General features: G+C 66.2%; 13 protein-coding genes. 5 read left to right on the top strand and 8 right to left on the bottom strand.

The window, feature by feature from the left end:
* Positions 1–850: 850 nt before the first annotated feature.
* The gene (locus FAB82_RS23230; protein ID WP_136536953.1) at positions 851–1,870 is read right to left on the bottom strand and encodes a LacI family DNA-binding transcriptional regulator; all 1,020 of its coding nucleotides are present in this window, start codon (positions 1,868–1,870) and stop codon (positions 851–853) included.
* A gap of 255 nt (positions 1,871–2,125) precedes the next feature.
* On the opposite strand from FAB82_RS23230, the gene FAB82_RS23235 reads away from it, so the two are divergent.
* The 4 genes from FAB82_RS23235 to FAB82_RS23250 are packed head-to-tail and all read left to right on the top strand — an operon-like array spanning position 2,126 to position 6,743.
* The gene (locus tag FAB82_RS23235; RefSeq protein ID WP_136536954.1) at positions 2,126–3,781 is read left to right on the top strand and encodes an extracellular solute-binding protein; all 1,656 of its coding nucleotides are present in this window, start codon (positions 2,126–2,128) and stop codon (positions 3,779–3,781) included.
* The gene (locus FAB82_RS23240; protein WP_211116794.1) at positions 3,778–4,743 is read left to right on the top strand and encodes an ABC transporter permease; all 966 of its coding nucleotides are present in this window, start codon (positions 3,778–3,780) and stop codon (positions 4,741–4,743) included. Before FAB82_RS23235 ends, FAB82_RS23240 begins: the two co-directional genes overlap by 4 nt.
* The gene (locus tag FAB82_RS23245) at positions 4,743–5,672 is read left to right on the top strand and encodes a carbohydrate ABC transporter permease (protein WP_211116795.1); all 930 of its coding nucleotides are present in this window, start codon (positions 4,743–4,745) and stop codon (positions 5,670–5,672) included. Before FAB82_RS23240 ends, FAB82_RS23245 begins: the two co-directional genes overlap by 1 nt.
* Positions 5,673–5,675: 3 nt before the next feature.
* Positions 5,676–6,743: a LacI family DNA-binding transcriptional regulator gene (locus tag FAB82_RS23250; protein WP_136536955.1), complete on the top strand. Its 1,068-nt coding sequence runs from the start codon at positions 5,676–5,678 to the stop codon at positions 6,741–6,743.
* Between the two features lie 17 nt (positions 6,744–6,760).
* On the opposite strand, the gene FAB82_RS23255 is transcribed toward FAB82_RS23250, so the two are convergent.
* Positions 6,761–7,306, bottom strand: a complete 546-nt coding sequence (locus FAB82_RS23255) for a hypothetical protein (protein WP_136536956.1) — start codon at positions 7,304–7,306, stop codon at positions 6,761–6,763.
* A 145-nt stretch (positions 7,307–7,451) separates the two neighbouring features.
* Positions 7,452–8,486 carry a LacI family DNA-binding transcriptional regulator gene (locus tag FAB82_RS23260; RefSeq protein ID WP_136536957.1) on the bottom strand — a complete coding sequence of 345 codons (1,035 nt, stop codon included), beginning with the start codon at positions 8,484–8,486 and terminating at the stop codon, positions 7,452–7,454.
* 191 nt (positions 8,487–8,677) lie between these two features.
* Between FAB82_RS23260 and FAB82_RS28690 the strand changes: the two genes are divergently transcribed.
* Positions 8,678–8,944: a fibronectin type III-like domain-contianing protein gene (locus FAB82_RS28690; RefSeq protein WP_342799482.1), complete on the top strand. Its 267-nt coding sequence runs from the start codon at positions 8,678–8,680 to the stop codon at positions 8,942–8,944.
* Between the two features lie 366 nt (positions 8,945–9,310).
* On the opposite strand, the gene FAB82_RS23270 is transcribed toward FAB82_RS28690, so the two are convergent.
* From FAB82_RS23270 to FAB82_RS28950, 5 genes are read right to left on the bottom strand one after another with little or no spacing between them, the layout of a single operon-like run.
* Positions 9,311–9,580: a hypothetical protein gene (locus tag FAB82_RS23270; RefSeq protein ID WP_136536959.1), complete on the bottom strand. Its 270-nt coding sequence runs from the start codon at positions 9,578–9,580 to the stop codon at positions 9,311–9,313.
* A gap of 16 nt (positions 9,581–9,596) precedes the next feature.
* Positions 9,597–9,863 carry a hypothetical protein gene (locus FAB82_RS23275; RefSeq protein ID WP_136536960.1) on the bottom strand — a complete coding sequence of 89 codons (267 nt, stop codon included), beginning with the start codon at positions 9,861–9,863 and terminating at the stop codon, positions 9,597–9,599.
* Positions 9,864–9,878: 15 nt separating this feature from the next.
* Positions 9,879–10,517: a toxin glutamine deamidase domain-containing protein gene (locus tag FAB82_RS28695; RefSeq protein WP_136536961.1), complete on the bottom strand. Its 639-nt coding sequence runs from the start codon at positions 10,515–10,517 to the stop codon at positions 9,879–9,881.
* Positions 10,518–10,533: 16 nt separating this feature from the next.
* Positions 10,534–11,055: a hypothetical protein gene (locus FAB82_RS23285; protein ID WP_136536962.1), complete on the bottom strand. Its 522-nt coding sequence runs from the start codon at positions 11,053–11,055 to the stop codon at positions 10,534–10,536.
* Between the two features lie 3 nt (positions 11,056–11,058).
* Positions 11,059–11,265 (bottom strand): hypothetical protein, encoded by a 207-nt coding sequence (locus FAB82_RS28950; protein ID WP_425461597.1) that lies wholly within the window; start codon positions 11,263–11,265, stop codon positions 11,059–11,061.
* Positions 11,266–11,486: the final 221 nt, after the last annotated feature.

Below are 11,486 nucleotides of genomic sequence, written 5' to 3' on the forward strand. Positions count from 1 at the left end.
GACGGGACACGGGACCGAAGCGACCAGGACACGACCGGACCAGCCGGTCAGCGGGACGCTCGTTGAACGGCATCGTTCCACCGGACCGGAGCCGGTCAGCGGAACGGACCGGTGACCGGGACGCCCCGTCAGCGGGCTTCACACGCTCCCGGGCGAACCGGCGAGCGGGAGGCGCCCCGGTGGACTTCACCGGGCCGGAACGGACCGGTCCGAGACGCGAAGTCCCTGCCAGGGAGGAAGGACACGACCGAGCGGCACGAATGCCGAGAAGCCGATGCGTGATGACCGAAGCGGGACAAGGGAAGGGAGGCACGGCCATGCAGACCATGACGGACTCGAGCTCGACCACGCCGCACCCCTGCCTCGCCGACACACCCGCACGGGAGACCTGGCGATGGAGGCCACCGGCCCCGGCCAGCGCCACACCGCAGACCGACCCCAGCCTGGCACCTTCCGACCTGGCCCCGGCAACACACCCCGGACCGGTCCGCCACCACTCCATCGCTGAGAGCCCGAACCCCAACCGACGACCGGCTGGCCCCGGCGGCGCACCGGCAACCGGATTGCCACCGCTTCATCGCTGACGGCTTGAACCCCGACCGAAGACCAGCCCGGGCCCGGCAACGCACCCAGGACCGGTTCCTTCACCACTCCTTCGTTGACTGCTTGAACCGCAAGAGCGATGCCATCGAGGCTCTGCGACGCACCGTTGATCGCGCTGCCATCGCCCCATCGCTCCATCGCGGAGTGTCTGAGTGTCTGAACCCCAGTCGAAGCACCACATTCGCGCTAGGCGCACGGCGGGGCCGCCGGATCTCAACGGACGTGGCCCTCATCCCCACCGGCCGCGCTACCCGCGCGGCGGGGCCGTCGACTCCCGGACCACGAGCTCGGGGGCGACCACCGAGGACTTCACGTCGGTTTCGCCGTCGATCAGCTGCGACAGCAGCCCGAAGGCCCGCGAGCCCAGGTCCTCGAAGTCTTGATCCACCGTGGTCAACGAGGGTCGCCACAGGCCCACCAGCGGCTGGTCGTCGAAGCCGACGACCGAGATGTCTTGCGGCACTTTGACTCCGCGATCGGCCAGCGCGCTCATGACGCCCAGGGCGAGCTCGTCGCCGCCGCAGAACACGGCGGTCACGTCGTCGCGTCCGGCGATGCGTTCGCCCCAGCGGTAGCCGGAGTAGGCGTCCCAGTCGGCGTTCATGATCTCCGGAACCGGCGCCTCGGCCGCCTTGAGGGCGGCGCGCCAGCCCTCGGTGCGGCCCGAGTGCTTGCCCTCGGTGGGGCCGGCGATGTGGTGAACCGTTCGGTGTCCAAGGCGGAGTAGGTATTCGGCGACTTGGCGGCCCGCGGCCCTCTCGTCGATGAGCGCCGCCGGGACGCTTCCGGTGCGCCGGGATCCGCCGCCGGCGACCACGAATGGCAGGCCCGTCGGCAGCGACTTCGCGGCCTGTATGCCGGCGCGGTCGAACTCCAGGACGATCGCGCCCGCGGTCGGCTGGGAGAGCGCGAGGTCGATGGCGCGCTGGAGTTGTGCCTCGTCGTCGGAGACGACTACGGTGATCGACACGGTCATCCCGGCACGCTGCGCCGCGGTCTCGATGCCCTGGATCGTGCGGGCGTACCCGTAATTGGACGTGGCTCCGGCGAGGACCGACACGAGGGTGCGCTTGCTGGACCGCAGGGATCGTGCGGCGCTGTTGGGGCGGTAGCCGAGTTCCTGCACCGCGTCGTGGACCCGTTGCGCGAGATCGGGTGCGACGTACTTGGAGCCGTTGAGGACACGGGAAACGGTCGGGACCGATACCTTCGCCGCCTTGGCGACGTCGGCGAGGACGGGGGCGCGGTACGGCTTGGGAGCGGTCATGTTTTGAAGGATACGAGGCAGGGGGCAAGTCCGCAGCGGCGGACTCGGGAATTGGGATAGTCGTTTTCCTATTCCTAACCGGTTTCTAAATTCGTTGTCCAGGCGTTATGTTATCGGTCATTGACCATGCTCGATGTTGGTGATAACGTTCTCCCCACGACGCCCCGCCGAGGCCTCCCCGGCCGCTCCGGGACCGTCGCCCTGTTACCGACGTCAACCCTTCACCTTCATCAATGTTGCTAGGAGGACCCCTTCATGGTCGAAATCACGCGTCGCAATCTCTTTGGCGCCGTAGGCATCGGCGCGGGCAGTCTCGCGCTCGGCACGACCGCCGGCTGTTCTGATTCCAGCCCGACCGGTGGAGCGGGGGGCGACTACGAGCTTCCCACCTACCAGGCCGCGCCCGAATTGACCATCGAACCGGCCCACGTCACCGAGACCGAGGGCATGGAGAACATCTACACCGACACGGTGAAGGAGTACTTCAAATCGGTCGACCGCGAGCCCGGCTCCGGCGGCACCGTCACCAGCTTCCAGCTCACCTGGGGCGACCCCTCCACCAAGCGGGAGGACAACCCGTACTGGCAGGAGCTCGAGAAGCGCGTCGGCGTCACCTGGGAGCCCACGTTCGTGCCCCAGCCGGTCTACGACGAGAAGTTCTCCACCATGCTCGCCGGCGGCGACATCCCCGACCTCGTGTTCGTCAACGACCAGAGTGCGATCGAGCTCCAGGCCATCCAGGACGGCGCCTTCGCCGACTTGTCCGAGGTGCTCTCGGGCGACAACATCCTCAAGTGGCCCAACCTGGCCGCCCGCAAGGAGGAGATCTGGAAGGCCAGCCTGAAGGACGGCCGCATCTACCAGATCCCCTCGCCGGCGTGGGCGCTGACGAACCTGCCGATCATGCGCACCGACCTGATCGACCAGACCAGCATCGGCCGCACCCCGCAGAACGCCGACGAAATGCTGACCATGCTCAAGGAGGTCACAGCGCTCGGCTCCGGCCCCGGGGACCAGAAGCTCTACGGCGTCAACCAGTACGACCCGATCAACAACCCCCTGTGGAAGCGCATGTTCCGCGTCGGCTCCGACTGGCAGCTCGACGACTCCGGCAAGCTCATCCACGCCATCGAGACCCCGCAGTACAAGGAGATGCTCACCTGGCTGGCCGCGGCCTGGGCCGAGGGCGTCTTCGACCCCAACTCCATGACCGCCACCCCGGCGGACATCGTCTCCGGCTCGGCCCTCACCTGGCGCGCGGTGACGGACACCTTCATGACCCCCGACGGCCTGATGCTCATGGAGAAAGACCTGCCGGGAGCCACCTGGGACTATTTCGACGTCCCCGGCTACGACGGCGAGGGCCAGCTGGTCGTGCGGAACATTCCCTACGGCAAGTCCACCTGCGTGGGCTTCCAGGTCGCCGAGGACGAGGACCGGCTTACCGAGGTCCTCAACGTCCTCGACTACTTCTGCGCCCCTTACGGATCCGAGGAGCAGCTGTTCCTCGGGTACGGCGTCGAGGGCGAGTACTTCGAATTCAACGAATTCGGCATCCCGGTTCTCGACCCGGAGAAGGCCCCCGACATGGGCGTTCAGAACGTCGGCGTCACCTCCGGGGACAACTCCTACCGCGGCCATCCCAACCAGGCGCCCTGGGTCGAGTCCTTCACGGCCGTCATGGAGAGCATGGCGGAGCACTCCATCGCGCGCGACCTGGAGGGCCTGGAGTCCCAGTCCCAGACGTTCGTGTCCAAGGGCGCGCAGCTCGTCGCGTCCTGGGACGACTTCGATCGCGGCGTCGTCTCCGGGCGCGAGAGCGTCGACGACCTCGAATCCTTCATCGGCGAGTACATGGCCGCCGGGGGCGAGAAGATCCGCGCCGAGTACACCGAGGCGCTCGGCAAGTGAGCACCCAGACCGAGGCCGGCCCCCGCGTCCCCGCTCAGCGGGACGCGGGGGCTCCCGCCCCCATCAAGCAGCGCAAGGTTTCACTGCGCAAACGCATCTGGCGTGAACGCTGGGCGTACACGTTCATCGTCCCTGGCGCGCTGTTCTTCCTGGTCTTCGCGTACGTGCCGATGGCCGGCAACGTCGTGGCCTTCCAGGACTTCTCGGCGTTCCGCGGATTCGCCGGCTCCCCGTGGGTCGGCTTCCAGAACTTCGAGGCCATCTTCTATGACCCCGAAGTCCTCACCGCGCTCCGCAACACGCTCATCATCGCCTTCCTCCAGCTGATCTTCGCGTTCCCCGCACCCATCGCGCTCGCGCTCCTGCTCGACTCGCTCATGTCCCTGCGCGTCAAACGCTGGGTGCAGACCGTGGTCTACCTGCCCCACTTCCTGTCATGGGTCATCGTCATCTCGGTGTGGCAGCAGGTCCTCGGCGGCGGCGGCCTCATCTCGAACCTCGTGGGCGGGTTCGACCTCATGTCCAACGCCGATACGTTCAAGCTCCTGGTCGTGGCCCAAGGAGTCTGGAAGGACGTCGGCTGGGGCACCATCATCTTCTTCGCCGCCATCGCGGGCATCCCGTCCGACCGCTACGAGGCCGCCGCCATCGACGGCGCCGGCGCCTGGCAGCGGATGCGGCACATCACCCTCCCGGGCCTGATCCCGGTCGCCACGCTCCTGCTCATCCTCAACCTCGGCTCCATCCTCACCGTGGGCTTCGAGCAGCTACTGCTCCAGCAGCCCATGGTCGGTGCGGATGCGGCCCAAGTGCTCGACACGTTCGTCTACTTCCGAGGCGTCCTCGGTGGCGAATGGGGCATCGCGACGGCGGCCGGACTGCTCAAGGGCATCATCGGCACCGTGCTGGTGCTCGCCGCCAACAAGTTCGCCAAACGGCTCGGCGGAGAGGGGATCTTCTGATGGCCACCGCACTGTCCGGATTCGACCGGCGGGACGCCCTGCGCCGCAAGGCGGGCCTGCCCCCGTGGATGAACGCCGCACCCGCGTGGGTGCGGGCGATCAAAGCGATCGTCATCATCTTGATCACCGTCACCATGCTCTACCCGCTGGTGTACGTCATCGCGATGAGTTTCGCCTCGCCCGCGCAGGCCCGCGCCGGGGTCTTCTTCCCCACCGAGTACTCGCTCGACGCCTACCGCGCGATCTTCAACGGCGGCACCGTCACCCAGGGCCTACAGAACTCGCTGTGGGTCACCGTCGTCGGGACCACCCTGTCGCTGGTGTTCACGTCGATGCTCGCGTGGGGCCTGTCCCGCACCAAGGAAGTGCCCGGCTCCAAGGCCATCCTCATCATGGTGCTGGCCACCATGTTCTTCTCGGCCGGGATCATCCCGAACTTCCTGCTCATCAAGACCGTGGGGCTGCTCGACTCGCTGTGGGCGCTCATCATTCCGGGCTTGATCTCGGCGTTCAACATGATCGTCATCCGCAACTTCTTCATGAACCTGCCGAGCGAACTCATCGAGGCCGCCCGCATCGACGGCGCCGGCGAATGGCGGATCTTCCTCCAGATCGTCCTGCCGCTGTCCAAACCCGTACTTGCCGTGATGGGCCTGTTCTACGCCGTCGGCTACTGGAACACCTACTTCAACGCACTGTTGTACATCAACGACGCCGAGAAGTGGCCCATCCAGGTCGTATTGCAGCAGTACGTGCTCGCGGGCGTCAACATCCCCGGCGCGGTCGTCACCGAGGGCGCCCCGCCGCCGCCCGGCGTCACCCTCCAGATGGCCGTCATCGTGCTCGCCACCCTGCCGATTCTCATCGTCTACCCGTTCGTCCAGCGGCACTTCACCAAGGGCGTCCTCACCGGCGCCATCAAGGGCTGAGCTTTGCCGCCCAAGCAGTCCGACTCCGAGAAACGCCCCACCATCCGCGACGTCGCCGCCCGCGCCGGCGTCTCGGTCCCGACGGTCTCGCGGGCGCTCATCGGGAACTACCCGGTGGCACCCGCGACCCGCTCGAAAGTGCTTCGGGCCGTTCGGGAACTGGACTACGTCGTCAACGCGCACGCGCGGGCGCTGGCGGGCGCGACCACCAAGACGATCGCGTTCATCGTGGACGACGTGACCGGGCCGTTCTACGCCCACATCGCGCGCGGCGTCGAGACCGAGGCCGCCTCGCAGGGGCGCCTGTGCCTGCTGTGCACGACCCACGGCGACCCCGAACGCGAACTGGCCGTGGTGGAGTTGATGCGCGAGCAGCACGCCGAGGCGGTCATCGTCGTCGGCGGCGGCTACGACGACGAGCACTACACCGAGCGCATGACCTACTTCGCGCGGGCGCTCGACCGGGCCGGGTCGCACCTGGTCCTGTGCGGGCGGCCGTCGCTCGGCGAGGACGTCCCGGCCACGACCGTCCACTATGAAAATGAGAGCGGGGCGTACGCGATGACCGCGCACCTGCTCTCGGCCGGGCACCGCACCATCGCCTACCTGGGTCGCGGGCCGGGCCTGTCGACCACGGACGAGCGAGTGGCCGGCTTCCGGCGGGCCCATGCCGACTACGGTGTGCCGCTTGACGACACGCTCATCCTCCCCGGCGAATTCTCGAAGGCGGCGGGGTACGACCGCACGCAGGAGCTGCTGGAGTGGCGCAGCGACGTGACGGCTATCTTCGCCGCGACCGACATGGTCGCCGCCGGGGTCCTGCGCGCGCTGCGAAAGGCGGGAGTGCAAGTGCCGCAGGACATGTCGGTCGCCGGATTCGACGACATCCCCCTCGCAGCCGACCTCACCCCGGCCCTGACGACCGTCCGCGTCCCGCACGAGGACCTGGGGCGCGAGTCGGTGCGCCTGGCCTTGTCCAGGGAGCAGGGGGCACCGGCGGGCCGGGCCGTGCTCGGCACGCACATCGTCGTCCGCGAATCGGTCGCCCCACCCCGGCAGCCCCGGGACTGAGCGGCCGAAGCGCGGCCTCAACGCCGCCGACCGGCCCGGGCGTAATAGCGGTCGTACCAAGGGCCCCAGCCGCCCTGGCGGAACCACTGGTTCGCGGACCGGGACAGCAGCGAGACCACGGCGCACAGCGCGGGCAGCCCGAGTAGACACACGGCGACGAAGCCCAAGGGGGCATCGCCCACTTGCGCCGTCCCGGCCGCGGCGGCAAGCGCCAGCAGCGCCTGCGCCGCGACCATCGCCGCCTGCGCCCACCGCTTGCCCTGCCCGAGCCCCCAGGTCAGCACCCCCAGCAGGAAACTGATCCCCACCATCGTCCAGCCGCCGACGTGCACGAGCTCGGCGGCCCGCTGCGCCTCAGCGGCCTCGAGCTCGGTGAACAGCGCCAGCAGCCGCAGCGACCAGCCCCCGATCGAGCCCAGCGTCGCCACCACGGAGCCGATGCCGAAGAGGAACGCCACCTGGAAGAACGCGACGACCTGCGCCGCAACGACACTGCCGGGCGGCTTGTACAGCGGCTCATTCTCCGGGGGCGGGCTCAGGGTCATGGCGGGCTCCATTTGCACTCCGAACCCCAGGATACGAGCCGATCGCCACCGCTCCCGACCCCGCGGGCGGAGAGGCACTGGCGCGGTTCAGATCAGGCCCGTCGTCGGTGCGACCTACCCGCCGGACGGACGCGGGCGCGGGGCGGCTCGACGGTGCGGTTCCTCAGCGGTTTGGCGGCGCGGTCGAGTCCCGGACCACCAGCGCGGTGCCCAACTGCACGTGGTGCGAGTCGGGAACCTTCCCCCGCGCCAGATCGAGCACGGTGCGGGCGGCGACGCGGCCCATCTGCCCCAGCGGCTGCCGCACGGTCGTCAGGGCCGGTTCGGTCCAGGTCGCCCCGTACGTGTCGTCGAAGCCGACCACGCTCAGTTCTTCCGGTACCCGCAGGCCCCGGGCCTTCGCGACCTTGATGACGCCCATGGCGATCACATCGCTCGCGGCGAAGACCGCCGTCGGCGGCTCGTCCAGGTCGAACAGTTTCTCGGCGATCTCGATGCCCTTCTCGATCGTGAACTGGCCCAGGTGCGCGAGGTTCGGGTCCGGCGTGACCCCGGCGGTCTCAAGCGCCTCGCGGTAGCCGTGCAGCCGCTCGCGCGCGGGCACCGATTCCTTTGGCCCGCCTGCGAAGGCGATGCGGCGGTGGCCGAGTTCGAGCAGGTGCCGGGTCGCCTGCACGCCGCCGGCCCAGTTGGTGGAGCCGATGCTGGTGACGCGGTCGTCCAGGGGGTTGACGGGGTCGATGACGACCAGCGGGAGCCCGACCTCCTCGCACAGGGCGATCTCCTCGCCGGTCAGCTGGGTGGTGACCACGATGAGCCCGGCGGGGCCGCGGGCGGCGATCTCGCCGATCCGGTCGACCCCCAGGGAGCGGTCGGGAATGACCCCTCCAGAGGCCACGGTGCTGGTGACGATGTCGACGCCCAGTTCCGAGCCGCCGGAGATGACTCCGTCGAGCACGTGCATCGGGTACATGTGGTTGAGGGTGTCGAAGACGACGTGAATCGTGCCCGGGATCGGGGCGCGCGGCCCGGTCGTCGGTACGTACTCCAACTCGCTGATCGCCTGCCGGACCTGTTGCCTGGTCGTCTCGGAAACGCCTGGCCGCCCATTGAGCACTTTCGATGCGGTCGCTTTCGAGACGCCCGCGCGCTCGGCGACGGCCGCAAGCGTGGGCCTGGGCTGGGCCGGTCTGGTCATCGGTGGCATCTCCTCATCTGTGCGACTTCATTCTCCATCCTAAGAAACAGTTTCGACCACTACGATCCAGCATCACCAAAAATTGCTGGTTTTACTCTCGATCCTGAAGATCTCTGAGATTTCGCACCGCCCTGAACTGTGCGTACATGAGTGTGCAGAGAGAAGCATTACGGAAACGGTTTCCATCCCCTATGTGCCTTCCCAGGGAAAGGCAGGCGACCCGGCCGGTGCGGGAGCTGAACGGCTACGCGCGGGTGGCGCTCGAAGCGGGGGAGGAGAAGCGGGTGACGTTCCGAATCCACGCCGACCGGACCTCGTTCACAGGTGTCAAGGGAGAGCGGATCATCGAGCCGGGGACTTCACGGTGTCGGTGGGCCACTCCAGCGGTGACCTGCCGCTGGAGGGAAGCTTCCGGATCACGGGCGAGACCCGAAAGGTCAAGGGAGAGAGGGTCCTGACGACCAAGGTCGAGATCTCCTGAAACCAAAGTCGAGGTACGGAGGGGCGGCCGACAAGACGAAGCGAAGCAATTACTTCCAGCCTTGGGCCCCCGCCGCGTTATTTCTTCAATCGCTGCTAGCGCCTCTGCCTCAGGGACTTCATAGAATTCATCATCGTGATAACCGAGTCTGAATTTCTCGAAGAACTCTGTTGGAGTCCATCCTTCACCGTTGAAGTGATACACCTCGTCGTATTGCTTTCCTCCGCTGGTATACCGGCGAAGAACTGTTCCCGGGCACGACCGCGGACGTTTTGGGCCTTCTACGAAGTAGTATTTGGCGTTTTCCATGGAGTTCCCTGTGCTCTACCAGGTTGATAGAAGGTCAATCTTCACGACGAAATGCATAGTAGGACATGTTTCGCGGCTCGGTCAATGCCTCCATGAATTCCTCCGGTTGGGAAGGGGTCACGAATTCACCGAGCCGGTACGACAAGATGCCTTCCGTAAAGTATTCACGTGCCATCGGCCCTCCACCTTCCTTTAGAACTTCCAAGGTGACCCCCTCTTCGGTCCATCGGAATACTGCTACTTTCTGCATCTCTTTATCGATGAGCATATAAAAGCCCATGTTCCTCGGTGCCTCGGTTGCCAAAGGTTCTTCCCCTCATTCACGACCCTGTACCGTGCAGTCGTGTGAACTCGGCTTCGGGCTGCCCTGGCGGAAGACTCGATGATGTCTCCATTATGATTCCGGAATCTCCGATAAGGAATATGGTCTGTCCGATGCGAAGCGAACCGAAGTCTTCAGGATCGGATTGAGGGAAGACCGTCCAGCCAACCTCAAACCTCTCTGCCACCAGGTTGTCTGTCGGATAGTCCGGGTACTTGCCGTGGATATATGCCCTAACTCGATCGATTGCTTCAGTTTCGTTCATTCAGTGATCCTCCAATCACACAGGATTTCCATTTGAATCGAAGTACACGGCCCATGAACCAGAGGTCTGGTTCTCTGACCAGGAGACCGGCGGCCATCCGGAAACCGTACCGGACTGTCCATCAACAAATTTTACATTGCCGTCGTTGATAGCGTTGAACGCGTGTCCACCTCGGCCACCGGCCCACGCACTGACGATCATTGCCGATGATCGATCGCCCAGAGATTCTAGTTTCGCCCGAATCTCGTCATACGTAGCTTTCTGGAAGGTCCCACCTGCCCATTCTGTGATTCGTCCTGCATCGGTACCGTCTGCGTTGGGATTGTCCATAGCCGCAGCCATTTCCGGATTGCCTCTCCAGGTGGACTCGACTGCTCGCGTGCAGTCAACGCAGTTGTTGTTCCGACCTGGTGAGCTCATGCCCGGGCCGTTGATCTCCTTCACCCATTTTTCGGGAGAGGTATGAGCCGGTATCGAAGCGAGATTGGGAGGGCACGGCACGCCTGATTTGGGCTTCCACTCGAATTCACCAGTGCGTTTGGGCTCAAGTGGCTGATGTCCGATGGTGCCCGGAATTGCAGTTCCGGTAGGGCTGTTCGGGGGATTGCCGCCCACGCCGCCTCGGCTGCCTGGCCGTGGGAGTTTTCCGCTCATCGTCGCTGTCCTGTTCCTAGAGCGCCAGGGCGGCGCGGAGCGCGGTCTGGGCGGCCATGTCCTGGGCGATGATCGCGGCGAACTGGGCCATCAACGCGGTCGTGAAGGCGACCGCTCCGGCTTGATAGGCAGCGAGAACTGCGGGGGCCGCCGGACCCGCCGAGGACACCTGCGACCACTGGGACGGACCCAAAATCACGAACGGCGTCGGCAACACCTTGTAGCCGGCACCCTCCGCCGCCTGCTTGGTGCCCTTCATCAGTTGCACGTTGGCCATCATGGTCGCGCCCATCGCCTGGAGGGTCCCCCCGGTGGCCATGAGCACCGCGTTGGTCTGGACGGTGAACACCGACACCTGACCGGCCCACCGCACCAGGCCCTGATAGTCCTGCCCCTGCCAGGACGTCCCGAGGTCGGTGACCTCCTGGCCGTACTTCGCCGCCACAGCCGTGACCGACCCGGCCGCCTGCATCAAAGCGGCCCCGGCGGTGATGAACTTGGAAGGATCGGCGTCGAGCGCCTGCTGAAACGTCGGCACCGCTCAGGCCCCACCGGCGATGGTCGGCACCGTGAAGCCGCCCAGGTCGCCACCGATGGTGTCGAAGGCCTTCGCCTGGTCGTCATCGACCCCGTCCCAGTCGTCGGCGATGTCGGTGAGCAGTTCGGCGGTGCCCTCCCAGTGCTCGTTCAGTTCCTTCATGTCGTCCTTGAGGTCTTTCGCGATCGCCTGCAACGCCTCCGCGGTCATGAACCCCGCATTCGCGCGGTCGGCCGCATCGCACTCACGCTCGGGATCGGGAGCGATATCCGAAGCGTCCGACGCGAACCCGCGCATTTTCCCTGCACTGCTACGAAGGCGAGCGCCCTCGACCTGAATCATTCCCATGTGACGTGACTCCGGGGGTGGAGAATGTGACTAGTTGTCAGTACCTTAGGGTCCTTATAGGAATAATGTGACGGGGCCGTCTC

The sequence above is a fragment of the Glycomyces buryatensis genome, from assembly GCF_004912275.1.
GTDB classification, from domain to species: Bacteria; Actinomycetota; Actinomycetes; order Mycobacteriales; family Micromonosporaceae; genus Glycomyces; species Glycomyces buryatensis.